Genomic DNA, 24,832 nt, shown 5'->3' on the forward strand with positions numbered 1-24,832 from the left:
GCCATAAATCATGCCCGTCCCGGACGACACCCCACCCCGGCACCGGCCCCGACCCACCCGCAGCCACCGCACCCGCAGCCCCGCACCACACCGCACCGCACCGCCCGCACCGTCCCCGACCCACCCGCAGCCGCCCCGCACCGACACCCGACACCCGCCCGGCCAGGGCAGAGGCTCACCCCTCCGCCGGAGCCCGCCCCGTAAGCGCCGCCAAGCTCGACCGCACGTGGTTCATGTGCGCCCGCATCTCCTCCTGCGCCTCCGCGTGCTCCCGCAGGACCCGCTCCGTCTCCCGCCCGACCCGCTCCTCCCGCACCCGCGCCTCCGCCAACAACTCCGCCGCCCGCGCCTCCGCGTCCTCCTGCCCGTGCCGCGCGGACTCCTCCGCCTCCGCGAACCCCCGCCGGGCCTCGTCCAACCGCGCCTGCGCGTACCGCTCCTGCTCGGCGACCCGCGCCTCCACCTCCGCCTCGCGCCCGGCCAACTCCCGCTCCGCCGCGTCCCGGCGTTCCGCCTGCTCCTGCTCGCGCTCCGCGAGCTGCGTCTCCGACCGCCGCCGCATCTCCACCAGCCCGGCCTGGGCCTCGGCCCGCCACGCCGCCGCGTCGTCCCGCGCCTCCGCCCGCGCGTCGTCGGCCTCCCGCTTCGCCCGCAGCAATCCCTGCCGCGCCCGCACCTCCGTCTGCTCGCGCACCGCCTCCGCGTCGTGGCGGGCCAGTTCCGCCACCCGGTCGGCGTGCGCCTCGGCCGCGCCCAGCGCCTCGCCCGCGTCGGTGCGGGCGTCCCGGCGCAGGACGTCCGCCTCCTCCTGCGCGAGCAGCAGGATCCGCCGGGCGCGTTCGCTGAGGTCGTCGTACGTCTGGGGGGCCAGGGCGGTCACGGCCTCGCGCAGCCGCTCCGCCTCGGCCTCCATCCGCTTCGCGAGGACGGTCAGCCGTGCCACCCGTTCCCAGGCCTCGTCACGGCTGCCGGCGAGCCGCGCGAGGTACCGGTCGACTTCCTCGATCCGGTACCCGCGGCCGCGTACGGTCGCCAAACCCTGAGGTCCGTGAGGTGACATGGGTGCACTCATCCTGGAAGCGCCTCTCTCGCGGGGATTCCCGTCAAGGATGCGTCATTTGGTCGCAGAAGCCGGAATGGCCGGGCCGGTACCCCGTTCGAGGGTCCCGGCCCGGCCATCCATCCGATCATCCGATCAGAGCAGTCCGTCCCACATCTGCTCCAGCAGCACCGACCACCAGTTCTCCGGGGAGGCCAGCGCCGCACTGTCGAGACCCGCCAGGTTCGCCTGGAAATCGACCGTCCACCGGCCCGCCTGCTCCGGCGTCAAATGCTGCCGCAGCCGCCACATGTGACCCAGCATCGCCAGCGAGCGCGCGAACTGCGGCAGGCTCGAATTCACGAACTGCGGCGGCACGGGCGCCCCGCCGGGACCGGCCTCCACCGGCACCGCCACTATGTGCGCGGTCCCGTACTGCACGCAGAGCGCCTTGCCGAAGTCGCTGCCGACGACGAGGTACGAGCCCGCGTCGGACGCCGGCTGCACCTGGCGCTGCGCAGCCAGCTCGGCCAGCGTCGGCACCGGCTGACCGGGAACGGCCTGCGCCCAGAAGAACGGCCCGAAATCGACGGGCAGACCGGCCCACATCAGGGTCTGCGCCACGATGTCGGGCACTCCCTGTCGGGACACCGCCCGCTGGTCGAAGCGGAACACGCCCTGCGGCCCGAACGCGCCCGCCAGCTCCTGCCCGATGACCTCCATCGGAACGGCCGGCTGGAGCGGGACCTGCGGCAGCGGCGCCCGTACCGGCGCGGGGCGCGCCGGACCGTCCGCGACCTGGTGCAGCTCACCCTGATGGGTGAGCAGGTGCCGCACGCCCTGCTGACGGCCCGCGTGGTCCGTTCCGTACGGGGCCACGCTGGTGATCCGCACCTGCGGCCAGGTCTCCCGGATCATCCGGGCGCAGTAGCCGCCGGGCAGCTCGCAGGAGGCCAGCTCCGTGTGCAGTTCCAGCACCTGCTGCGGCGGCACGTTCATCGCGCGGAGCTCGTACAGGATCTGCCACTCGGGGTGCGGGGTGCCGGGCGCCGAGCGACGGATGAGCTGCTGCTCGGAGCCGTCGGGCGCGCGGTAGCGCAGCACGGCCTGGTAGCCGGGGCCGACCGTGGGCGCGCCGGTCGGGACCGGCGGCCGGGCCGCGGCACCCTGCGGCGGTCCGGGCGGACCGGGGGGCGTCGGGGGCTGACCCATCGCCGGACCGGCCAACATCGTCGCGGCGTGGTCGATCCCGCCGCCGGGCGCACCGGGCGGACCGGGCGGCTGCGGCACACCGGGACCGGCGAGCATCGTCGCCGCGTGGTGGGCACCGCCCCCGGGAGCCCCGGGCGGACCGGGAGGCGCCGGCTGCTGCCCGCCACCGGGCGCACCGGGCGGACCGGGAGGCGCCGGCGGCTGACCCACGGCCGGACCCGCCAACATCGTCGCGGCGTGGTCGATCCCACGCCCGACCGACCCACCGGGAGCCCCGGGCGGACCGGGAGGCGCGGGCTGCTGCCCCGCACCCGGCGCACCGGGCGCACCGGGCGGCTGCGGGGGCCCACCGGCCGCGGAGCCACCCGGCCGGGAGACCTGGGCCTTGCTGGTCGGGGCGTCGGCGATGTCGGCCGCCTCCGGACGCGGCCCCAGCGCGGGAACGACGGCCGTCCTCGGCAACTGGCTGCCACCGGCCATCAGCGTGGTCTTCGCCTCCGGAGCCACACCGGAGGACGAGGGTGCTTCCTCCAGGTCCGATCCGGACAGCGGCGGCGCGAACACCGTCGCGGGAAGGGGCACGGAGGCCTCGTCCGCACCGGAGTTCACATCGGTCCCGGCCCACGGCGTGGCCCCGGTCGGTACCCCGTCGTTCGCGGTCGGCTCGTAGGGGACCTCGCCCCCGCGCCGCAGCGGCACCGGCTCGCCGGTCACGCCCGGAGCCGGCGCGGGCTCGGGAACCGGATTCGGAGTAGGAGTAGGAGTAGGAACCGGCGCGGCCGGGGCCGGCTCCAGCGGCGACGGGGAGGGCGAGGAGGACCCCGCACTCCGCGGGATCCCCGCCCGGTCGGCCGCCTCCTGGAGCCACTCCGGCGGGCTCAGCATGAACGAGGTCATCTCCGAGTCGATCCGCGGCTGCGGCACCGAGGCCTCCGCGGGGGCCGCCGCGGCCGCCGCGCCGTACTCCTCCTCGTACCGCCGGATGACCTCACCGACCGGCAGCCCCGGCCACAGCGTCACGTCGCCGCTGTCCCGCGCGATGACCAGCCGCTGCCGGCCACCACCGGACACCGGACCGGTGGGCCGGTCCTCGGCCCACACGACGAACCCGAGCCCGAACTCCCGTACGCGCACCTCCCGGTGCTGGTACGCGGGAACGTCCCCGTTGATCCACTCCTCGGCGCGCTCCTGCGCCTGCGCAAACGTCACCACAGTGCGATCAACCCTCCATGCCCGGACTCAGCACCGGAACCGAACGTGCGAATCCGCCGTCCACCATCAGACCGGCCACCGTCTCCAGCTCCGGCGGGTTCCCCGCCAGGCGCTCCAGGAAGGCATCGAAATCGGCACCGCACGGCAGCAGCAGCTGATCCACCCGTTCCTGTACCGACCAGCCGTCCCGGTCGCGCGCGTCGTCGAACGGGGAGAACCAGACGGAACCGATCCCCTGGCCCTTCACCTTCACCGCGATCAACCCGCCCTGCACGAAGGCCACGCTCAGGTAGTCCTTCGTCAGGTGGTCGCGCAGGCACTTGTTGACGTAGACGAGGTCGTTGACCGCCGCCTCGTCGCGCACCGTGAAGAACGGCTGGTCGACGAGCAGGCCCAGCTCCACGAACAGTCCCGCGCCCACAGGGGCGCAACCGCCCGCCGCCTTCAGGAACGACCGGTACGCCTCGGGCAGCCGGTAGCCGAGGTCCTCCTCGACGCCCTGCACCTGCTGCTCCGACACCGAAACCACGGCCTTCGGCAGCTCCAGGTGCGCCGGACGCACCTCCTGGAGGGGCCGCGTGCCGCGCTTGTCGTGGTCGACCGGGGCCGTCGCGAGACCGGCGTGGTGCCGCAGCAGCGCCTTGACCTCGACGGGGACCAGCTCCATCCGGCGCGATCCCGCCACGTGGTGCCAGGTCCAGCCGTGCGGCGTCGCCACCGCACCGACCGTGTCCCACAGTTCGTGGCCCGCCGCCCGCATCGCCGCGTTCGCGGAGACGCAGTCCGTCAGGCGCAGCTCGTCGACGCCGAAGCCCTCCGGCGGCTCGGCGATCTCCACCGCGGCGCGCGCGTAGCGCGAGAAATCGGGATGACCGTCCCCGTCCATCCGCACTCCGTGGGGATGGCGGGCGGCCCGGACCGGGTCCGGGAAGTGCACGACCTGCCCCGAGTAAGCGGCGTTGGGTGGCGCGGCCTGCTGCCCGAGCCGACCTGTCGTCATGGCGGTAGCCCCCTGCTGGATCTGGCTGGTTCGCCACAGCCTAAGCGTTCGGGCAAGACCGACACCCGTCCCTACCCAGTGCGCACGCGCACCAGGCAGGAACATCCGAATTGATACGAATATTCGACCCCGCTTCCACACGGCAGGTGACATTTGACAGGCTGTCCCCGCAGCACGGGGGCGTGCGCGACAGCGGCCACCACCGCCGCCACGGGAGGGAAGGCGCGACCATGCAGACCGCGACACCAGGAAACACGGCAACCCGCACCGACCACGCGGAACCGACGGACGCCGTCGCCACCGGCGCCGGCGGCGATCCCCGCCTGCGCTGGAGCAGCACCGACGGCGCCGCCCCGCCCGTCCTGCGCTTCCGCCGCGACGGGATCCTGCCCACCGTCGCCGCCGCGCTCTCCGTGCGCGGCGAGACGCTCACCGGCACCGCGGGCAAGGCCGACCAGCCACCCGTGCTCCACCCGCTCGTCCAGGACTTCCTCGACACCCTCACCAGCGGCCAGCGCGAACGGTTCACCGGCCGATGTCCGGAGGCGATCCTGCTCTCCCGCCACCTCGCCACCGTGGAGGGCGCCCGCAGCAGGCGCGCCTCCCGCAAACCCCTGACCGCCGGCGAGGCCCGCCGGTCCCTCAAGCACTCCCGGATCACCGCCCGCCGCATCCGGGAGGACGGCGACCCGCTCCACGGCAGCTACGCACCCCCCTGCCGCTCCTGCGACGCGCTCCTCAACCACTTCGGCGTACGCCCCGTCGACCTCACCCACCCCGAGTAGCCACCATGACCGCCTCCTCAGCCTCCTACGACCGCTCCTCGGCCACCCGTTTCCCGGGTCCCGTGGACTCCGCGCTGCGCACCGCCGGCTGGGAGCCCGGCCGCTGGGACATCAAGCAGGCCGAATACTGGGCCGACGCGCTGCGCGACCACACCACCCCGGCCGGACACCGCCACACCGTCTTCCCCGCGGCCGTCGAGGCCTGGGCGGAGTTCGGCGGGCTCATCGTGTCCGCCCCCGGGACGGGCCGTCAGATAGCCCCGACCCCGATCCGCCTCGACCCGCTCACCGGCCTGCACCTGGCCCGCACCTTCGCCGACCTCGGCCGCGCCCTGTCCACCCGGCTCTGCCCGCTCGGGGTGGACTCCGACGGCGCGTCCCACCTGGCGATCGACCGTGAGGGCCGGGTCTACGGCATCGACCACACCGGCGACTGGTACCTGGGCGCCGGCCTCGACGAGGCCCTGACCCTGCTCCTGACCGGCCTCCAACCGGCCCGCCTCAGCACGGAGCCCTGAGCCCGCGCCACCGACCCCCGTAACGGACGCGGGCGGGGAACCCGGCGAACCCGGACCCCCCGCCCACCCCGAGGCACCGCCCTACGGCGCCACGCCGGCCGCGCGCGGCAACACCGCAGAGACCCGGAAGCCGCCCGCGTCCGTCGGCCCCGACACGAACACCCCGCCGAGGCCCACGACCCGCTCCCGCATCCCGACGAGCCCGTTGCCCCCGCTCGGCAGCCCGGGCCGGGTCACGTCGGCCGCGCAGGGACCGTTCTCCACCTGCATGGCCACCTCCCCGTCCCGGTGCGCCAGCCGCACGACGACCCGCGCGCCCGGCGCGTGCTTGTGGCAGTTGGTCAACGCCTCCTGCACCACCCGGTACGCGGTCTGCTCCACCTCCGCCGGGTACGGGTCCTCCCGCCCCTCGCCCTGCACCAGCAGCTCGACGACCATCCCGGCCGCCCTGGACTGCCCGACCAGCGCCTCCAGCTCCTCCAACGAGGGACCCTCCTCGAAACCCCCCGCCGGCGGGCCCGCCACCGGCGCCGGAGCCACCGGCCTCGGGGACCCGGACCGCAGCACCCCGAGCATCTCCCGCAGCTCCGTGAGGGCCTGCCGGCCCATGTCCCCCACCAGCGCGGCGTTCCGTGCCGCCTTCGCGGGGTCCTTCGCGGCGACGGCCTGGAGCGCCGCCGCGTGCACCACCATCAAGGACACCCGGTGCGCCACGACGTCGTGCATCTCGCGCGCGATCCGCGTCCGTTCCTCCGTACGGGCCCATTCGGCCCGCTCCTCCGCCCGGTCCGCAAGCAGCGACAGCTCCCGTTCCAGCGAGTCCGCGCGCTCCTGGAGGCTCTCCATCAGTCGGCGCCGGGCGCCGACGTACAGCCCGAGGAGCACGGGCGGCACGGTCAGCGCCACCGACATGAACGCGGACAGCACGAACACGAGCGTGCCGTCGGCCTCGACGTCACCCCGGGTGCGCATGTACGTCACGACGAACGTCCCGGCCAGCGCCATCGGGGCGAGCGTCGCCACGATCCGCCTCGGCACCTCGGAGGCGGCGAGCGTGTAGAGCCCCACCACCCCCAGCAGGAAGCCCATCATCGCCGGCGTCACGGCGATGCCCACCAGGGCCACCGCGATGGGCCGGCGGCGCCGCAGCACCAGCGTGGACCCCACCACGAGCCCGAACAGCACCCCGACGACCACGGGCACGCCCGCCTCACGGGCCGTCGGCACCCCTTCGAGGGCGCACTCGACGGCGGACACCACCCCCAACCCCACGTCCAGGACGGCACTCCGCCGCCGCTCCCACCACCAGGGCCCGTCGCGCCCCGCCCCGCCCCGCTCTTCCCCCGTACCGGTCATGCCGACCAGCGTACGCAGGGGGTCCCGTACCCGGGCGAGCCCATTTCCGCGAGCGCGGGCGCGGCGCGCGTACTACAAGGGGCTGATCAATCCGTCGCGTCGAGGCGTGGTGGTGCGGCATAGTAGGAGCCGTCGATTCAACCGGCCGGGGTCACCGTCCGGTTCTATCGGGATATTCCCCTGTGGTGTAATTGGCAGCACTGAGGCTTTTGGTGCCTTATGTCCGGGTTCGAGTCCTGGCGGGGGAGCTTCGCACGTTCGGGTCCTGACCTCCACGGTCGGGACCCGGCTTCGTTTGTGGATGTTGGGGCCCGGCTATCCTTCACGGGTCCACCACCCGAAGCCGAAGGGCACACCCGTGAGCGCAACCCGCCCGGCAGCCGTCGTCGTACTCGCAGCGGGTGAAGGCACCCGCATGAAGTCGGCCACTCCCAAGGTTCTGCACGAGATCGGCGGGCGCTCGCTCGTAGGTCACGTGGTCGCCGCATCCCGCGAACTGGACCCCACCCACCTCGTGGTCGTCGTGGGTCACGCCCGCGAGCAGGTCACCGAGCACCTCGCCGCGATCGACGCCGACGTGCGCACCGCCGTCCAGTACGAGCAGAACGGCACCGGCCACGCCGTCCGGATGGCGCTGGAGGAGCTCGGCGGACCGGTCGACGGAACCGTGGTCGTGGTCTGCGGCGACACCCCGCTGCTGACCGGCAGGACCCTCGGGGCCCTGGTCGCCACGCACGACGCGGACGGCAACGCCGTCACCGTGCTCACCGCCGAGGTCCCGGACTCCACCGGCTACGGGCGCATCGTCCGCGACGCGGCCACCGGCGCCGTGACCGCGATCGTCGAGCACAAGGACGCCACCGACGCGCAGCGCGCGATCCGCGAGATCAACTCCGGGGTCTTCGCCTTCGACGGGGCCCTCCTGTCCGACGCGCTCGGCAAGGTCCGTACGGACAACAGCCAGGGCGAGGAGTACCTCACCGACGTCCTCGGCATCCTGCGCGAGGGCGGTCACCGCGTCGGCGCGGCCGTCGGCCCGGACCACCGGCAGATCCTCGGGATCAACAACCGGGTCCAGCTGGCCGAGGCACGGGCGCTGCTGAACGCGCGCCTGCTGGAGCGGGCGATGCTCGCGGGCGTGACGGTCGTGGACCCGGCGAGCACCTTCATCGACGTGACGGTGACCTTCGGGCAGGACGCCCTGATCCACCCGGGCACCCAGTTGCTCGGGAACACGCACGTCGCCGAGGGGGCCGAGGTCGGCCCGAACACCCGCCTGAAGGACACCCGGGTGGGTCCGCGGGCGCGCGTGGACAACACGGTGGCGGACACCGCCGTGATCGGCGAGTCGGCGAGCGTCGGCCCCTTCGCGTACCTGCGACCGGGCACGAACCTCGGCCTCAAGGCCAAGGCCGGCACGTACGTCGAGATGAAGAACGCGACGATCGGCGAGGGCACCAAGGTGCCGCACCTGTCGTACGTGGGCGACGCGACGATCGGCGACTACACGAACATCGGCGCGGCCAGCGTGTTCGTGAACTACGACGGCGAGCACAAGCACCACACGACCGTCGGCTCACACTGCAAGACGGGATCCGACAACATGTTTGTGGCTCCCATCACCATCGGGGACGGCGCCTACACGGCCGCCGGCTCGGTGATCACCAAGGACGTGCCGCCCGGCGCGCTCGCCGTGGCCCGCGGCCAGCAGCGGAATATCGAGGGTTGGGTGGCCCGCAAGCGTCCCGGCAGCGCGGCGGCGACGGCCGCGCAGTCGACCGCGGACAAGGACTCCGGCCGCCCGTGAGGTGAACTGGCCGGAAACAGGTGCGCCCGTGACGGCGTACCGTGATAGGTGCACGCAATTCGGCTGGCTCACCGTGTGCGGGACGGACGCACACGGGAGCGAGCAGCTTTCAGACGTCTGAGGAGACTGTGCTGTGACCGGGATCAAGACGACCGGCGAGAAGAAGCTGATGCTCTTCTCCGGCCGCGCCCACCCCGAGCTGGCCGAGGAGGTCGCACACCAGCTGGGAGTCGGCCTCGTGCCGACCAAGGCTTTCGACTTCGCGAACGGTGAGATCTACGTCCGCTTCCAGGAGTCGGCTCGCGGCGCGGACTGCTTCCTGATCCAGAGCCACACGGCTCCGATCAACAAGTGGATCATGGAGCAGCTGATCATGATCGACGCGCTGAAGCGCGCGTCGGCACGCTCCATCACCGTGATCGTCCCGTCCTACGGCTACGCCCGTCAGGACAAGAAGCACAAGGGCCGCGAGCCGATCTCGGCCCGTCTGGTCGCGGACCTGCTGAAGACCGCGGGTGCGGACCGCATCCTCACGGTCGACCTGCACACCGACCAGATCCAGGGCTTCTTCGACGGCCCGGTCGACCACCTCTCGGCCCTGTCGGTCCTCGCGGACTACGTCGGCGCCAAGGTGGACCGCACCAAGCTGACGATCGTCTCCCCGGACGCCGGCCGCGTGCGCGTGGCCGACCGCTGGTGCGACCGCCTGGACGCGCCGCTGGCGATCGTGCACAAGCGCCGCGACAAGGACGTCGCCAACCAGGTGACCGTCCACGAGGTCGTCGGTGAGGTCCGGGGTCGCGTCTGCGTCCTGGTCGACGACATGATCGACACCGGTGGCACCATCTGCGCCGCGGCCGACGCGCTGTTCGCGCACGGTGCCGAGGACGTCATCGTGACGGCCACGCACGGCATCCTGTCGGGCCCGGCCGCCGACCGCCTGAAGAACTCCAAGGTCAGCGAGTTCGTGTTCACGAACACCCTGCCGGACCCGTCCGACCTGGAGCTCGACAAGATCACCGTGCTGTCGATCGCGCCGATGATCGCCCGCGCCGTGCGCGAGGTCTTCGAGGACGGTTCGGTGACGAGCCTCTTCGAGGAGCAGCAGTAACCTCCCTCGGTTAGATCCTTTTGGTGCGGCCTCCCCCGCCCGGGTACACTCCACGAGTTGCTCGGCGAGGGAGGCCGTACCCGTTTCGGGTCCGGACGCTCCGTTATCGACGCGCTCTTCGTAGCAGGCCGTTCCGGCCGGGTGACTGTCGTCCATTTCCGTCACCCCACGAGGAGTGAGCATGTCCGAGGTCAAGCTTTCCGCCAAGATCCGTGACTCCTTCGGCAAGGGCTCCGCCCGCCAGGCCCGTCGCGACGCCCTGACCCCCGGTGTCATCTACGGCCACGGCACCGAGCCGAAGCACGTCAACGTCGACGCCCACGCCCTTCAGCTGGCGCTGCGCACCCCGAACGTCCTGCTCTCCCTGGACCTGGGCGACGCCGGCACCGAGCTGGTCATCCCGAAGGCCGTGCAGAAGCACCCGCTGAAGCGCTCGATCTCCCACGTCGACTTCCTGATCGTCAAGAAGGGCGAGAAGGTCACCGTCGACGTCGCGATCGTCACCGAGGGCGAGCTGGCCGCCGGCGGCAACATGCTGGAGACCCTCCAGAACACCATCTCCGTCGAGGCCGAGGCCACGCACATCCCGACCGAGGTCACCGTCTCCATCGCGGGCCTCGAGGCCGGCGACACCATCCACGCCAAGGACCTGGTCCTCCCGAAGGGCACCACCCTGGCCGTCGACGGCGACATCGCCGTCCTCCAGGTCGTGGCCCCGCAGGCCGAGGAGCCGGCCGCCGAGGCCGAGGGCACCGAGGCCTGAGCCTCGCCCCACCCCCTCAGCAGTTGCTGACCGACCGCCGTCCGGCTCCACTGGAGCGGGACGGCGGTCGTTCTCGTGTACGGGCTCAATGCGTAAGGAGCTTTTGATGTCGGATGACGCGGCGCCCTGGCTGGTCGTCGGTCTGGGGAACCCCGGTCCGGAGTACGCGGGCAACCGCCACAACATCGGGTTCATGGTGGCCGACCTGCTGGCCGAGCGGATCGGCGGCAGGTTCAAGGCGCACAAGGCCCGCGCCCAGGTGGTCGAGGGCCGCATCGGCCCGCCGGGCCCGGCGAACCGCCGGGTGGTGCTGGCGAAGCCGATGTCGTTCATGAACCTGTCGGGCGGCCCGGTGACGGCCCTGCGCGACTTCTACAAGGTTCCGTTGGAGCGGATCGTCGCGGTCCACGACGAGTTGGACATCGACTACCCGACGCTGCGCCTGAAGCTGGGCGGCGGCGACAACGGACACAACGGTCTGAAGTCGATGACGAAGGCGATGGGTCCGGACTACCACCGGGTCCGTTGCGGCATCGGCCGGCCGCCGGGTCGGATGCAGGTCGCCGACTTCGTGCTGAAGGACTTCTCCTCGACGGAGCGCAAGGAGCTGGACTGGTTCGTGGACCGGTCCGCGGACGCCGTGGAGAGCCTCATCCAGGAGGGCCTGGAGCGGGCCCAGTCCACCTACAACTCGTAGGGCGTACGGGAAGGCCCCCGCCGCCGGAGGAATCCGGCGGCGGGGGCCTTCCCGCGTGCGGGTGCGGATCAGCCGGTGTTGCGCAGGCCGGCGGCGACGCCGTTGACGGTGAGCAGCAGGGCGCGGGCCAGCAGCGGGTCCGCCTCCTCGCCGCGGGCGACGGCCGCGCGCTGGCGGGCCAGCAGGGAGACCTGGAGGTAGGAGATCGGGTCGAGGTAGGCGTCGCGGACGGCGAAGGTCTGCTGGAGGACCGGGTTGGAGTCCAGGAGTCGCTTGCCGCCGGTGATGCGCAGGACCTCGCGGACGGTCAGCTCGTGCTCGGCCTCGATGCGGGCGAAGACGTGCTTGAGGTTCTCGGGGACGAGCGTGTCGACGTAGTGCCGGGCGATGCGCAGGTCCGTCTTGGCGAGGGTCATCTCGACGTTGGACAGGAAGTTGCGGAAGAAGTGCCAGCGCTCCCCCATCTCGCCGAGGGCCGCGTCCTGGCCGGCCTCGCGCAGGGCCTTGAGGCCGGAGCCGACGCCGTACCAGCCGGGGACGATCTGGCGGGACTGGGTCCAGCCGAACACCCACGGGATGGCGCGCAGTCCGTCGAGGCCGGCGCCGGAGTCGGGGCGGCGGGAGGGGCGGGAGCCCAGGTGCAGGTCGGCGAGCTGGTCGACGGGGGTGGCCGCGAAGAAGTACGCGGGCAGGTCCGGGTCCTCGACGAGCGCGCGGTAGGCGCCGTGCGCGGCGTCGGACACGATGTCCATGGCCGCGTCCCAGCGGGCGAGGGCCTCGTCGGACTGGCGGGGCGCGGTGTGCAGGGCGGAGGCCTGGAGGGTGGCCGCGACGGTCAGTTCCAGGTTCTCGCGGGCCAGCGAGGGCACGAGGTACTTGTCGGAGATGACCTCGCCCTGCTCGGTGACCTTGATCTCGCCTTCGAGGGTGCCCCAGGGCTGGGCGAGGATCGCGTCGTGCGAGGGGCCGCCGCCGCGGCCGACGGTGCCGCCGCGGCCGTGGAAGAGGCGCAGGCGCACGCCGTAGCGGTGGGCGACGTCGCGCAGCCGGCGCTGGGCGCGGTGGATCTCCCACTGGGAGGTGGTGATGCCGCCGAACTTGGAGGAGTCGGAGTAGCCGAGCATGACCTCCTGGACGTCGCCGCGCAGGGAGACGAGGCGTCGGTAGGAGGGGTCGGCGAGCATCTCGTCGAGGATGACGTCGGCGGCGCGCAGCTCGTCGGTGGTCTCCAGGAGCGGGACGATGCCGATCTTGGCCCAGCCGCCGTGGAGGTCGAGGAGACCGGCCTCGCGGGCGAGGACGGCGGCGGCGAACACGTCGTCGGCGCCCTGGCACATCGAGATGATGTAGGACTCGATGACCTCGGGGCCGAACTTCTCGAAGGCGTCCTTGATCGCGCCGAAGACGCCGAGGGTCTTCTGGCCGGCCGCGTCGAGCGGGGCCGGGGTGGGGGCGAGCGGCCGCCGGGAGCGCAGCTCCTTGGCGAGGAGCTTCTGCCGGTAGTCGCGCGGCATGTCGGCGTAGCGCCAGGACTCCTCGCCGAGCCGGTCGAAGAGCTGCCCGAGGGCGTGGTGGTGGGCGTCCGCGTGTTCGCGCACGTCCATGGTCGCCAGCTGGAGGCCGAAGGCGGCCAGCGTGCGGATCGTGCGGTCCATGCGGCCGTCGGCGAAGAGCGCGCCGCGGTGCTCGCGCAGGGAGGTCTGGACGAGGGTGAGGTCGGTGAGCAGCTCGGCGGTGCCGAGGTAGTCGCGACCCTCCTCGTGCGGGGTGCCCTTGGCGAGGCGGTCGCGGGTGTTGACGAGCTTCTGCCGGATGCAGGTGGCCTTCAGGCGGTACGGCTCCTCGGCGTTCAGCCGCTTGTAGCGGGGGCTGATCTCGGGGAGGCGTTCCAGGTCGGCCTGCAGGGAGGTGAGGAGCTCCTCGGTGGCGCCGGTGTAGCGGATGGAGTTGGACAGCAGCCCGCGCAGGAAGTCGATCAGTTCGAGGGCGTCGGTGATGCCGTGCTCGTGCTGGAGGATCAGTACGTCGCGGGTGACGTCGGGCGTGACGTTGGGGTTGCCGTCGCGGTCGCCACCGATCCAGGTGCCGAAGGTGAGCGGACGGGTGCCCGCGGGGAGCTCCACACCGACGCGCTGGAGCTCGGCGGCGAGGTCCTCCAGGACGTCGCCGACCGCGCCGGCGTGCAGCTCGTCGAGGTAGTAGATGGCGTTGCGGGCCTCGTCGGCGGGCTCGGGACGGACGACGCGCAGTTCGTCGGTCTGCCAGACGAGGTCGATGTTCTCGGCCAGCCGCAGGTCGTGGCGGCGACGCTCACCGGCGCCCGAGACGGGCTCCTCCAGGAGCGCGGCGATGCGGCGCAGCTTGTTCAGGACGCTGCGGCGGGCCGCCTCGGTGGGGTGCGCGGTGAAGACGGGGCGGACGTTGAGGTTCTTGACCGTCTGCCGCAGGTGCTCGGGATCGGCGTCCTTGAGCATGTCGGCGGTGCGGGCGAGGAGCCCGCCCTCGGCGGCGCGGTGGGCCCGCAGTTCCTTGCCGCGGTGCACCTGCTCGGTGACGTTGGCGAGGTGGAAGTAGGTGGAGAAGGCGCGCACCAGCTTGGCCGCGGTCTCCAGGTCGGTGTCGCCGAGGAGGGTGGCCGCGGCTTCGCCGTCGGTGCGCGTCAGCGCGCGGACGCGTTCGACGAGGTCGAGGAGGTCCTGGCCCTCCTGGCGTACGAGGGTCTCCCCGAGCAGGTCGCCGAGGCGGCGGATGTCCGCGCGCAGCTCGGCGTTGGCCGTGTCCGCGGCGGTCGCGGAGACGGAGGTGACGGGGGCCTGGTCAGCACTGCTCACAGGTGCGGCTCCTTGCAGTGTTCGAGCGCTACTGGGCGGGGGGCTCCCGGGTGCGCGCGGCGGTGCCGCGTCCTGATGCGCAGCTCGGGCTGCCCGTGCGGACCGCGCTGTCCGACGACACCAGGATAGGTGGCCCGTGCCCGTGCCCCGGCAGGGCGCCCGTCCAGGGCGGTGTGCGGCGGCGCGGCGCGGCGCCCGGGAAGGTCGCGGGCGTGCTCCTCTTGCCGGCCGCGGGACCTTTGCCATACTTACGATGCCGTAGGTTACGGACCCGTAGGTCCGCGCCCGGCGCCTGCCGACTCCTCACCCCCCGGGGGAACCCCCATGACCACCAGTCCGGATCTGATCGAGGACGCCACGACGTCCTCCGCGCGCGGAGGCGATCCCGCGTCCGACCCGTCCGCCACGCTCGGCGGGGAGAACAAGCGGTCCATCGAGCAGATCGCCCTGCTGCTGTTCATCACCGTCCCCTTCCTCGCGCTGCTGGCGGCGATCCCGCTGGCCTGGGGCTGGGGGGTGAGCTGGCTGGACGTGGGCCTGATGGTGTTCATGTACTTCCTCGCCTGCCACGGCATCACCATCGGCTTCCACCGGTACTTCACGCACGGTTCCTTCAAGGCGAAGCGGCCGCTGCGGATCGCCCTGGCGATCATGGGGTCGATGGCGGTGGAGGGTCCGCTGGTGCGCTGGGTCGCGGATCACCGCAAGCACCACAAGTTCTCCGACCACGAGGGCGACCCGCACTCGCCGTGGCGGTTCGGCGAGACGCTGCCGGCCCTGATGAAGGGCCTGTGGTGGGCGCACATCGGGTGGCTCTTCGACGAGGAGCAGACGGATCAGCAGAAGTACGCCCCGGACCTGATCAAGGACCCGGCGATCCGGCGGATCTCCCGTGACTTCATCTACTGGACGATGTTCTCGCTGGCGATCCCGCCGCTGGTGGGCGGTCTGGTGACGATGTCCTGGTGGGGCGCGTTCACGGCGTTCTTCTGGGGTTCGCTGGTGCGCGTGGCGCTGCTGCACCACGTGACCTGGTCGATCAACTCGATCTGTCACGCCGTGGGCAAGCGGCCGTTCAAGTCCCGGGACCGCAGCGGCAACGTGTGGTGGCTGGCGGTGCTGTCGTGCGGGGAGTCCTGGCACAACCTGCACCACGCCGACCCGACGTCGGCGCGGCACGGCGTGCTGCGCGGGCAGGTCGATTCGAGCGCGCGGCTGATCCGCTGGTTCGAGCAGCTGGGATGGGCATCGGACGTGCGGTGGCCCTCGGCCGACCGGATCGCCGCCCGGCGCCAGGAAAAGATGTCGAACCCGGCATGATGGGGGACGTGGCGATCGACGGCAGCAGTTCCAGCAGCGACAAGCCCCGGCGAGGCCGCCGGGTCCGGATGACGGGCGCCGAAAGGCGTCAGCAACTGCTGGACATCGGCCGCACCCTGTTCGCGGAGAAGGGCTTCGAGGGCACGTCGGTGGAGGAGATCGCGGCCAAGGCCGGGGTGTCCAAGCCGGTGGTGTACGAGCACTTCGGCGGCAAGGAGGGCCTGTACGCGGTGGTGGTCGACCGCGAGATGCGCCAACTGTTGGACGGGGTGACGGGGGCCCTGACCGCGGGGCACCCGCGGGAGCTCCTGGAACAGGCCGCGTTCGCCCTGCTCGATTACATCGAGAGCTATACGGACGGCTTCCGGATCCTGGTCCGGGACTCGCCCGTGGCCCAGTCGACGGGCACCTTCGCGTCGCTGATCAGTGACATCGCCACGCAGGTCGAGGACATCCTGGGGTTGGAGTTCAAGGCCCGCGGATTCGATCCGAAGCTGGCGCCGCTGTACGCGCAGGCGCTGGTCGGAATGGTGGCGCTGACGGGCCAGTGGTGGCTGGAGACCCGGCAGCCGAAGAAGGCCGAGGTCGCCGCGCACCTGGTGAACCTGTCCTGGCACGGGTTGGAGAACCTGGAGGCCAGACCCCGGCTGGTGGGCCACCGCAAGAGCTGAGCGGCAGGACCGGGCGGTGAGAGCCCGGCCGCGGGAACCGCGGTCCGCACGGCGGACGCGACGGCGCCCCGTCACCGGAGATCCGGTGGCGGGGCGCCGTCGCGTCGGTCTCCTACGAGCGGGGTCCGGACGGGCCCCCCTCGTCCGGGGCGTGCGCCTCCAGGAACTCCAGCCGGTTGCCGACCGGGTCCTCGGAGTAGAAGCGCTTGTGGCCCGGCAGGTCGCCGTCCCACACGACCCGCGCCCCGCGCTCCTCCAGTCTGCGCGCGTACTCCTCGATGCCGGTCACCCTGAGGCCGGGGTGCGCCTTGCGGGCGGGGCGGAAGTCCTCCTCGACGCCGAGGTGCAGCCGGACGGCGCCGACGGTGAACCAGCAGCCGCCCCGGGCGGCGAGGACGGGCGGTTTGGACAGCTCCGTCATGCCGAGGACGCCCTCGTAGTAGGCGCGCAGCGCGTCCTCGGAGCCGGGGGGTGCCGCGAGTTGCACGTGATCGACGGCGGTCAGCACGGTCGGGCCTCCTTGCGGGCGATGGCGAAGATGCGGCGGAAGGGGAAGACGGTGCCGCGCGGACCGGGCGGGTAGGCCTCGCGCAGTGCTTCGCGGTACTCGGCCAGGAAGGTCTCCACGGCCTCCCGGTCGTCGCCCAGGGTGGTCAGGACGGGCCGCAGGGCGGTGCCCTTGACCCAGTCGAGCACCGGGTCGGGTCCTTGCAGGAGCTGGTGGTAGGTGGTCTCCCACACGTCGACGGCGCACCCGAGCTCGGTGAATCGGGCGAGGTACTCGGCGGGTTCGAGGAGGTGGACGTAGCGTGCGCCGTGGCCGGCGAGGCGCGGGTGCCAGCGCGGGGTGTCGCAGAGTTCGGCCAGCAGCCGGTGGCTGGGGGCGCCGAAGTTTCCGGGGATCTGGAAGGCGAAGGTGCCACCGGGCCGCAGCCCGTGGATCCAGGCCGCGAAGGACCCGGGGTGGCTGGGCACCCACTGCAGGGCGGCATTGGAAACGATCAGGTCGTAGGTCTCCTCGGGCATCCAGTCGGCGATGTCGCCGTGCCGGAAGTCGAGGTGGCCGCCGCCCGCGGTGGGGCCGGCGTACTCCGCCGTGGCGCGGGCGAGCATCTCGGGCGACAGGTCGAAGCCGGTGATCCGGGCCTCGGGCCAGCGTTCGGCGAGGAGGGCGGTGACGTTGCCGGGACCGCAACCGAGGTCGGCGATGCGCGGGCCGGGGCTCTCGTCGGACTTCGCGGGAGGGGTGGGCAGCTCGGATATGCGCGTCAGAAGGTCGAGGAAGGGGCGGGTTCGGTGTCCCGCGTGCCGGAGGTACTGCTGGGGGTCCCAGGTGGGTGCGGAGGATGCGGACGGGGCGGAACCGTCCGGGGCCGGGGGGCGCACGGCCGGCGCGATGTCGGAATGCATGTTCGAAGCCTCCCTACTGGTGGGGCGGGTGGAAGCGGAAGCCGTTCCGGCCACCTCCATGCCCCATGGTCGGCCAGAATATATCTCGATGTCAAGATTCTCGGTTTCAAGAGACTTCATGTCGACAGACCCCTTACACTGATCGGCATGGAGGACGAGGTCGACCGACTGGTCGCGGCATGGCGGCGAGAGCGCCCTGACCTCGACGTGGAACCGCTCGAGGTGCTCAGCCGGGTCAGCCGGCTCGCGCGCCACCTCGACCGCGCCCGCAGGCTGGCCTTCGCCGAGCACGGGCTTGAGCCGTGGGAGTTCGACGTGCTGACCTCGCTGCGGCGCGCCGGCGCGCCCTACCAGCTGTCCCCCGGGCAACTCCTGACGCAGACGCTCGTCACCTCGGGCACCATGACCAACCGCATCGACCGGCTCGCCAAGAAGGGCCTCGTCGAACGGCTTCCCGACCCCAACGACCGCCGGGGCGTACTGGTACGGCTGACGCCGGAGGGGCGCGACCGCGCCGACCAGTCCCTCGCGGGTCTGCTGGCCCAGGAACGGGCGATCCTGGCCCAGCTCTCGACGGCACAGCGCGGCGACCTCGCCGGGCTGCTACGCCAGTTGACCGCTCCGTTCGACAACGTCCCCGGGTAGACCCGCCAGTTCGGCGGGCCGTACGCCCGCCCGCCTGGCCAGGGCCACGGCCGCCAGCGTGGAGTGCACGCCCAACTTGCCCAGCACGTTCTGCATGTGGGTGCGGACGGTGTGCGGGGACAGGAACAGCCTGGCGGCCACGTCCTTGCGGCCCAGCCCCGCCACCATGCAGCGGAGCACCTCGTGCTCCCTCGGGGTGAGGGACTCGACGAGCCGTTCGCTGTCCGTACGGTGCTTGCGGGCGGCGGTGAGTTCCCGCAGCACCCCGGTGAGCAGCGCGGGCGGCAGGTGCGTCTCCTCGCGCAGCACCCCCCGGATGACGGCGAGCAGCCGGGACAGGGAGCAGTCCTTCGCCACCCACCCGGAGGCGCCCGCCTGCAGGGCCAGGGCGGCCCGGCGGGGGTCGTCCCGTTCGGCGAGGACCACGGTGCGGACCCCGGGGTGGGCGACGCGCACCCCGGCCACCAGCGCGATCCCGTCCGGTCCGGGCGGTGGCCCGGAGCCCGGTTCCCGCTGGGCGGGTACGGTCCCGGCCGCGGCGCCGAGGTCGGCGTCGACGAGCAGGACGTCGAAGCGGCGGCCTTCCGCCACCGCGCGTTCGAGGCAGCGCGCGGCCGCGGGACCGCTACCGGCCGCGGACACGTCCACGTCCGGCTCGGCCGCGAGCGCGGCTGCGAGGGACTCGGCGAAGATGCGGTGGTCGTCGACCACCAGAACCCGGATGCGAACCACAAAACCCCCAAGGGTCGGGGAACGGACGACTGCGGGTACGACGCCCGGACCAGGAGGTCCACAGGCCGTCGCAGCCGCCGCCGTGACTTCTGTGCACTACCCCGGACCGGACGCCGTACCCGGCGTGTCTCGACCCCTGAATCAACACCGGCCCCCACCGGTGTCACGCATCAGCGTAGGCCCGGGGTCGTCTCGCGGTTGGCCGAATAGCAGAAGTTTTTCGAGCGATTTTCCGGTGGGTCGGTCCCGCACGGGGTTTGTGGTGGCTTGTTTTCGACGGTCCCGAAGGCCCGGAAGCTGATTTCCCGACCGGAGTGTGCCATCGGCAGTTGCACGGGGGACCTTTCACCCGGCGTACGCACGCCGGGCGCCCGCGCAGAGCGCCCGTCCACCGCGCGCGGCGCGCACGCGCACGCCCCCCGCACCGGTCGGGTGCGAGGGGCGCGTGGTGCGTGCCGCGTCGGGGCGGCTCGGTGCGGTTCGGCGCGGTGCGGTGCGGTGTCAGGAACGCTGCTCGCGGGCGAAGTTCCAGGCGTCCGTCACGATGTTGGTGAGGTCCGAGCGGGTCGGGGTCCAGCCGAGGCGTTCGCGCGCCGCGCGCGCGGAGGCGACGAGCACCGCCGGGTCGCCGGCACGACGGGGGGCGACGACCTCCGGGATGTCCCGACCGGTGACCTTGCGGACGGTCTCGATCACCTCGCGGACGGAGAAGCCGCTGCCGTTGCCCAGGTTGCAGATCAGGTGCTCGCCACCGGCCGCCACGTCCAGCGCCGACAGGTGGGCCTCCGCGAGGTCGGCGACGTGGATGTAGTCGCGCACGCAGGTGCCGTCCGGGGTCGGGTAGTCCTCGCCGAAGATCGAGATGGACTCGCGCTCCCCCAGGGCGACCTGGAGCACCAGCGGGATCAGGTGGGTCTCGGGGTCGTGCCGCTCGCCGAACTCCCGGTAGGCGCCGGCCACGTTGAAGTAGCGCAGCGAGACCGCCGCGAGGCCGTGCGCCGTGCACTCCCCCGCGATCATGTGGTCGACGGCCAGCTTGGAGGCTCCGTAGGGGTTGGTCGGCGCGGTCACCGAGTCCTCGGTCAGCGGGCCGTCGGCCGGCTCGCCGTAGGTCGCGGCGGTCGAGGAGAAGATGAGCTTGCGGACGCCGGCCCCGCGCATCGCCTCCAGCAGGGCGAGGGTGCCGCCCACGTTGTTGTCCCAGTACTTTCCGGGGTTGACGACGGACTCGCCGACCTGCGAGGAGGCCGCGAAGTGCAGGACCGCGTCGTAGGAGGCGTCCAGGTGCTGGGCGGCGTCCTGGATCCGGCCGTCGATCAGGGTGGCGCCGGCGGGGACCCCCGCGCCGAAGCCGGTGGAGAAGTTGTCGAGGACCGTTACCTCGTGGCCGGCTTCCAGGAGCCGGGCGGCGACCACGCTGCCGACATATCCGGCGCCACCGGTGACCAGGTACTTACTCACTCGCACTCCAACCTCTCGCGGACGCACGCGTACGCGCGTGCTGGTCTCTGGCTTACCGGATTCCGCGCGTCCGGGGAAATCGTCGCCGGGCGGGACGGCTCATTCCGCGACGGACCGGGACAACCGCGCGGGCAGCACGGCCCGGTCGAGCAGGCCGGTGCGCGCGGCCAGCGCGGCCGCCTCCAGCCGTGATCCCACGCCCAGCTTCATCAGTACCCGCTGCACGTGCGTACGGGCCGTGCTCGGCGCGATGGCCATGCCGGCGGCGATGAGCCGGGTGTCCTCGCCCTCGGCGACCCGGACCAGCACCTCCACCTCGCGCGGCGTGAGCAGCCGCAGCAGCCGGCTGCCCTCGTCGTCGGGCTGGGCGGCGGGGTTGAGGAGCTCGGCGAAGGCCCCTTGCAACAGTTGCGGGGCGATCGCGACCTCCCCGGACCGGGCCTTGGCCAGGGCCCGCTCCACGCCCTCGATGCGCTCGTCATGGCGCACGTAGCCGGAGGCACCGGCGGCGAACGCGGCGGCGATCCCGCGCGGGCTGGGCACCGGGCCCAGGACGACCACGGCGATCTGCGGGCGCTCGCGCTTGATCCGGGCGACGGGTTCGAAGATCCCGGGGTCGGCGGGGGTGGCGGTGCCGAACAGACAGACTTCCGGGGCGCGGCCGATGACCAGCTCCGCCGCTCCGGCCGTCGGCGCGGCGGCCGCGAGCACCCGGTGCCCGCGCAGTTTGAGCGCCGAGGCGAGCGCCTCGGCCAGCAGCCGGTGCTCGTCGACCACCATGACCCGTACGCCCATTAAGGCTCCCACCCCAGATCCTTCTGACCCGGCAAGCTACACGCTTGTTCGACGGGACGTGCCCGATACCGCGCAGAAGCCCCCGGAAGGGCGGCCCTTCCGGGGGCTTCTGGGCGTGCCGCGCAGCGGGCTGCGGCGGTCAGCTCGCGGTGAAGGAGACGAAGAGGTACTCGGGGTCGGCCTTGTCCGAGTACGGCTTGCGGACGTTCGTGCGCGAGATGAAGAACTTGCCGTTGTGGTAGCGGAACTCGGAGTGGTCCGCCGAGAACTGGGCTTCGGCCCGCTGGCCCGTCTTCTCCGGCGGGTTCTCCATGAGGATGGTCTCCTTCATGGTCTTGCTGTCGATGCTGACGATCTGGCCGCCCTTGTTGTACGGGGGCGACTTGTAGGCGATGACGTTCGAGCCGTCCATGCGCAGCGGGGTGATGGTGTAGCTCTCGCCCGCGTCGGCCCGGTCGGTGGTGGCCTTGCCGGTCTCCAGGTCGAAGGAGACGAGCTCGTTGGTGCGGCCGACGGAGGATCCCGAGCCCTGGTGCTCGTAGGTCGGGAGGTAGACCTTGCCGTTGCCGACGACCATCTTCGAGCACTGCTCGACCTCGGTGGCGGGGCACTCGGGCGCCCAGGTGCCGGCCGCGAGCGAGATGCGGCTCTTGAGCTGGCCCGCGTCGTCGACGACGAAGAGGTCGCTGACGCCGGTGGCGTTCTTGGCCGTGTCCCCGACGTCCGCGGCGACGACGAGCGGCTTCGTGGAGATGATGCCCGCCCACTCGATGCCCGGGGACAGCTTGTACGAGGACTTCGGCGCGCCGGTGACCGGGTCGAGGACCTGGGCGAGCAGCGACTGGTTGGGGATCCGACCGCACTTGCGCAGGACCGCGAGGGCCTCGCCGCCCGCGTAGCCGAGGTCGTAGCAGCCCTCGGAGTCGACCTTGGGCGTCCACAGGGACTTGCCGTCGGCGAGGTTCCAGGCGGCGCCGCCGCTGAGGCCGCCCGCGGCGACGGTCTGGCCGCTGATGGTGACCTCGCTGAAGGCCACGGGCCTGTCGCCGCCGGTGGAGGACTTGGCGTTGCCGGACCACAGCAGCTTGCCGGTGTTCAGGTCGATGACGCCGACCTGGTTGCACTGCGGGTACTTCTTCTCGGCGGTCGGCATGCCCTCCTGGAAGAGGATGGCCGACTTGTTGTCGCTGACGTGCTTGGTCGCGCCGCAGACGTGGGCGGGGAGCGGGAGCTCCCACTTCTTGCCGCCGTCGACCAGGTTGTAGCCGATCACCTTCGCCACGTCGGACTTGACGTAGGTGGAGTCGGTCAGCCAGGAGCCGTCGACGGCGATGACGTCCTCGGGCTGCGGGCTCGGGACGTTGATCAGCGTCTTCGACTTCGGGTTGGACGGGGCCTTCTCGGTGCCGCCCGGGGCCGCGGGGGCCTTGGGGTCGGCCGAGCCGCTGGGGGTGCCGCCTTCGGCGGTGGTGGTGCCACCGCCCTCGCCGTCGCCGGAGACGTACCAGAAGCCGCCGCCGATGATGAGGGCCATCGCCACCAGCGCGGCGCCGACGATCATCAGCTGGGTGCGGACCACGTTGCCGCCGCCCGCGGGGGGCCGGGCCGGGGTCTGGACGGTGGCCGGCTGCTGCGGGTGGCCGTAGCCGGGCTGCTGCTGGGGGTACCCGTAGCCGGGCTGTTGGGCCGGCGGCTGCGGGACGGTGGGGGGCATCGACGGGGGCGGCGGGACCGGCTGGGGCGCGCCGAAGCCTCCCGACGGGGGCTGCTGCGGGGGCGGCGGGGTACTCATGACGTGCTACTGCCTCTCGGTGGGCGGCTCGGTGGACTCGTTCACTTGCCGAAGGCCATCAGGAGCTTCTCGTCCTTGCCGTCGCCGGCCAGGTTGGTGACGGAGAGGAAGAAGCGCCCGTCCTCGTAGGCGGCCCGGGAGTACGAGAAGGAGCCCTCGATCTTCGCGGCGGGGCCCGAGGGCAGCTTGAGGAGCACCTTGGGCGTGCCGCTGCCGGCCGGGAGCGACACGATCTCGCCGGGCTCGTCGAGGGCGCCCCTGCGGTAGGCGATCAGCTGGCCGCCCGCGGCCTTGAGCGGGACGAAGGTCTTCTTGTCGCCCGCCTTGGTGCGCCACTTGGTCTTGCCGGTGTTGAGGTCGAAGGCGACGATCTCCGCGCTCGCGGTGTCCAGTTCCGCGCCGGTGCCCAGGTAGACGGTGTCGCCGTCGACGACCGAGTTCCCGCAGTTCTGGAGGCCCTCGCTGGAGCTGGTGCCGCCGCAGTTGATCACGAAGTTGCCGTCGCCGGAGAGCGAGTTGCGCTTCTGTCCCTTGTCGTCGAGGACGATGATGCCGCGCTGCTTGGTGTCGCGGTTCTGGGCGTCGATGACGGTCGGGCTGACCGAGTAGACGGCCTTGACCTGGAAGCCCTTGGGGAGCTTGTAGGTCCAGGTCTTCTTGCCCGTGTTCGGGTCGGCGTCCTGGATCTCGACGGTCTTGTCGGCGTCCAGGCACATGGCCACGGCGATCATCCTGCCGTTGCCCGCGGCGTAGTCCGTGGGCTTGCAGCCCTCGGGGCCCGCGTCGGAGAAGAGCTTGTCGCCGGTGCTCAGGCGGTGGGCGCTCTGGCCGCCCATCCAGCCGAGGGCGAAGGTGTCCCCGGTGAGGGTGACCGTGGTGTCGTTGGCGGTCTTGAAGAGACCCTCCATGACGACTTCCTTGGTCCAGAGCTCCTTGCCGCCCTTGAGGTCGATCAGCTTCATCTGGTTGCAGTTGGAGTCGTCGGCGTTCTTGACGACCATGACGGTCCTGCCGTCGGGGGTGGTCTGACCGGTGAGTCCGCAGATCTCCGTGCGGAGGTCGATCTTCCACTTCTCCTTGCCGTCGGCCACCGCGTAGGCCACGACGGACTTGTCGACGGTCTTGATGACGGCGTCACCGACCACCCACTGCCCCTTCGTCGGGATCCCGGCGCCGGGGCCTTCCATCTTGACGGTCTTGAGCCAGAGCGCCTTGTCCTCGCCGCCCTTGCGGCCCGAGTTCAGGTCGGTCGGGTACGAGCCGCCGGCGCCGTTGCCGTCGCCCTTGTCCACGGAGGCCGAGGGGGAGGGCTTGTCGTCGACGGGCGCGGGGCTCTGCGCGACGGGCTCCTTGGCGGGCTTGTCGTCGTCACCCGCGAGGAGGAACCAGCCGCCGGTGCCCAGTACGAGCACGCCGGCGACGGCGGCCGCGATCAGGACCGTGGCCCTGCTCCGGCCGGACGGCGGCGGAACCGGGGGCATGCCCTGCGGCGGCGGGAATCCGTGGCCACCGTTCTGCACGTACGGCTGCGGGACGGTCGGCGGCTGCTGGGCGTACGGGTTCGGCCCCTGCGGCGGGAATCCGTAACCCGGCTGCGGCGGGCCCGGCAAGTGGCCGTAACCGGAAGGTGACGGCGGCTGGTTCGGCGGCTGGGGCGGCTCGGTCATCAGCGCAT

21 protein-coding genes and 1 tRNA gene are annotated in these 24,832 nt (G+C 72.2%); 10 read left to right on the forward strand and 12 right to left on the reverse strand.

Going from position 1 to position 24,832, the window contains the following annotated elements; all coding sequences use genetic code 11:
* Positions 1-175: 175 nt before the first annotated feature.
* From NOD94_RS27365 to NOD94_RS27375, 3 genes are all read right to left on the reverse strand, one after another.
* Positions 176-1,072, reverse strand: coding sequence for a DivIVA domain-containing protein (locus NOD94_RS27365; protein WP_281208786.1), 897 nt, complete (start codon positions 1,070-1,072; stop codon positions 176-178).
* A gap of 123 nt (positions 1,073-1,195) precedes the next feature.
* Entirely contained in the window at positions 1,196-3,463 is a 2,268-nt protein-coding gene (locus NOD94_RS27370) for an SUKH-4 family immunity protein (RefSeq protein WP_281208787.1), read from the reverse strand.
* Positions 3,464-3,470: 7 nt separating this feature from the next.
* The gene (locus NOD94_RS27375; RefSeq protein WP_281208788.1) at positions 3,471-4,463 is read right to left on the reverse strand and encodes an SMI1/KNR4 family protein; all 993 of its coding nucleotides are present in this window, start codon (positions 4,461-4,463) and stop codon (positions 3,471-3,473) included.
* A 230-nt stretch (positions 4,464-4,693) separates the two neighbouring features.
* Between NOD94_RS27375 and NOD94_RS27380 the strand changes: the two genes are divergently transcribed.
* Positions 4,694-5,248, forward strand: coding sequence for a YwqJ-related putative deaminase (locus NOD94_RS27380; RefSeq protein ID WP_281208789.1), 555 nt, complete (start codon positions 4,694-4,696; stop codon positions 5,246-5,248).
* 5 nt (positions 5,249-5,253) lie between these two features.
* Positions 5,254-5,766, forward strand: a complete 513-nt coding sequence (locus NOD94_RS27385; protein ID WP_281208790.1) for an SUKH-3 domain-containing protein — start codon at positions 5,254-5,256, stop codon at positions 5,764-5,766.
* Between the two features lie 81 nt (positions 5,767-5,847).
* Here the strand turns inward: NOD94_RS27385 and NOD94_RS27390 are convergent, their stop codons facing one another.
* Positions 5,848-7,122: a histidine kinase gene (locus tag NOD94_RS27390; RefSeq protein ID WP_281208791.1), complete on the reverse strand. Its 1,275-nt coding sequence runs from the start codon at positions 7,120-7,122 to the stop codon at positions 5,848-5,850.
* 176 nt (positions 7,123-7,298) lie between these two features.
* On the opposite strand from NOD94_RS27390, the gene NOD94_RS27395 reads away from it, so the two are divergent.
* The 5 genes from NOD94_RS27395 to pth all read left to right on the forward strand — a co-directional run bounded on the left by NOD94_RS27395 (position 7,299) and on the right by pth (position 11,500).
* A tRNA-Gln gene (locus NOD94_RS27395) sits at positions 7,299-7,370 on the forward strand.
* A 110-nt stretch (positions 7,371-7,480) separates the two neighbouring features.
* Positions 7,481-8,929 (forward strand): bifunctional UDP-N-acetylglucosamine diphosphorylase/glucosamine-1-phosphate N-acetyltransferase GlmU, encoded by a 1,449-nt coding sequence (gene glmU / locus NOD94_RS27400; RefSeq protein ID WP_281208792.1) that lies wholly within the window; start codon positions 7,481-7,483, stop codon positions 8,927-8,929.
* Positions 8,930-9,062: 133 nt separating this feature from the next.
* The gene (locus tag NOD94_RS27405) at positions 9,063-10,040 is read left to right on the forward strand and encodes a ribose-phosphate diphosphokinase (protein ID WP_031138975.1); all 978 of its coding nucleotides are present in this window, start codon (positions 9,063-9,065) and stop codon (positions 10,038-10,040) included.
* A 181-nt stretch (positions 10,041-10,221) separates the two neighbouring features.
* On the forward strand, positions 10,222-10,803 hold the full coding sequence (locus tag NOD94_RS27410) for a 50S ribosomal protein L25/general stress protein Ctc (protein WP_281208793.1): 582 nt from the start codon (positions 10,222-10,224) through the stop codon (positions 10,801-10,803).
* A 106-nt stretch (positions 10,804-10,909) separates the two neighbouring features.
* Entirely contained in the window at positions 10,910-11,500 is a 591-nt protein-coding gene (pth, locus tag NOD94_RS27415) for an aminoacyl-tRNA hydrolase (RefSeq protein ID WP_281208794.1), read from the forward strand.
* A gap of 68 nt (positions 11,501-11,568) precedes the next feature.
* Here the strand turns inward: pth and ppc are convergent, their stop codons facing one another.
* A complete protein-coding gene (ppc, locus tag NOD94_RS27420) occupies positions 11,569-14,262 on the reverse strand; it encodes a phosphoenolpyruvate carboxylase (protein WP_281208809.1) in 2,694 nt (897 codons plus the stop codon).
* A 393-nt stretch (positions 14,263-14,655) separates the two neighbouring features.
* Here ppc and NOD94_RS27425 point away from each other — a divergent pair, with 393 nt between their 5' ends.
* Together NOD94_RS27425 and NOD94_RS27430 are read left to right on the forward strand one after the other, a co-directional pair.
* On the forward strand, positions 14,656-15,651 hold the full coding sequence (locus NOD94_RS27425; protein WP_281208795.1) for an acyl-CoA desaturase: 996 nt from the start codon (positions 14,656-14,658) through the stop codon (positions 15,649-15,651).
* On the forward strand, positions 15,648-16,322 hold the full coding sequence (locus NOD94_RS27430; RefSeq protein ID WP_281208796.1) for a TetR/AcrR family transcriptional regulator: 675 nt from the start codon (positions 15,648-15,650) through the stop codon (positions 16,320-16,322). The genes NOD94_RS27425 and NOD94_RS27430 overlap by 4 nt, the downstream gene beginning before the upstream one ends.
* 112 nt (positions 16,323-16,434) lie before the next feature.
* Here the strand turns inward: NOD94_RS27430 and NOD94_RS27435 are convergent, their stop codons facing one another.
* Both NOD94_RS27435 and NOD94_RS27440 read right to left on the reverse strand, forming a co-directional pair.
* On the reverse strand, positions 16,435-16,830 hold the full coding sequence (locus tag NOD94_RS27435; protein WP_281208797.1) for a VOC family protein: 396 nt from the start codon (positions 16,828-16,830) through the stop codon (positions 16,435-16,437).
* Positions 16,824-17,732 (reverse strand): trans-aconitate 2-methyltransferase, encoded by a 909-nt coding sequence (locus NOD94_RS27440; RefSeq protein ID WP_281208798.1) that lies wholly within the window; start codon positions 17,730-17,732, stop codon positions 16,824-16,826. Before NOD94_RS27440 ends, NOD94_RS27435 begins: the two co-directional genes overlap by 7 nt.
* Before the next feature lie 147 nt (positions 17,733-17,879).
* Here NOD94_RS27440 and NOD94_RS27445 point away from each other — a divergent pair, with 147 nt between their 5' ends.
* On the forward strand, positions 17,880-18,377 hold the full coding sequence (locus NOD94_RS27445; RefSeq protein ID WP_281208799.1) for a MarR family transcriptional regulator: 498 nt from the start codon (positions 17,880-17,882) through the stop codon (positions 18,375-18,377).
* Here the strand turns inward: NOD94_RS27445 and NOD94_RS27450 are convergent.
* The 5 genes from NOD94_RS27450 to NOD94_RS27470 all read right to left on the reverse strand — a co-directional run bounded on the left by NOD94_RS27450 (position 18,336) and on the right by NOD94_RS27470 (position 24,824).
* Entirely contained in the window at positions 18,336-19,109 is a 774-nt protein-coding gene (locus tag NOD94_RS27450; RefSeq protein ID WP_281208800.1) for a response regulator transcription factor, read from the reverse strand. The two genes, NOD94_RS27445 and NOD94_RS27450, sit on opposite strands and share 42 nt — an antisense overlap.
* Positions 19,110-19,610: 501 nt before the next feature.
* The gene (gene galE / locus NOD94_RS27455; RefSeq protein ID WP_281208801.1) at positions 19,611-20,570 is read right to left on the reverse strand and encodes a UDP-glucose 4-epimerase GalE; all 960 of its coding nucleotides are present in this window, start codon (positions 20,568-20,570) and stop codon (positions 19,611-19,613) included.
* A 99-nt stretch (positions 20,571-20,669) separates the two neighbouring features.
* Positions 20,670-21,365, reverse strand: a complete 696-nt coding sequence (locus NOD94_RS27460) for a LuxR C-terminal-related transcriptional regulator (RefSeq protein ID WP_281208810.1) — start codon at positions 21,363-21,365, stop codon at positions 20,670-20,672.
* Positions 21,366-21,504: 139 nt separating this feature from the next.
* The gene (locus NOD94_RS27465) at positions 21,505-23,157 is read right to left on the reverse strand and encodes a PQQ-binding-like beta-propeller repeat protein (RefSeq protein WP_281208802.1); all 1,653 of its coding nucleotides are present in this window, start codon (positions 23,155-23,157) and stop codon (positions 21,505-21,507) included.
* Positions 23,158-23,198: 41 nt separating this feature from the next.
* Positions 23,199-24,824 (reverse strand): PQQ-binding-like beta-propeller repeat protein, encoded by a 1,626-nt coding sequence (locus NOD94_RS27470; RefSeq protein ID WP_281208803.1) that lies wholly within the window; start codon positions 24,822-24,824, stop codon positions 23,199-23,201.
* Positions 24,825-24,832 lie beyond the last annotated feature (8 nt).

The sequence above is a fragment of the Streptomyces sp. Isolate_45 genome (assembly GCF_024721315.2).
Lineage (GTDB): Bacteria > Actinomycetota > Actinomycetes > Streptomycetales > Streptomycetaceae > Streptomyces.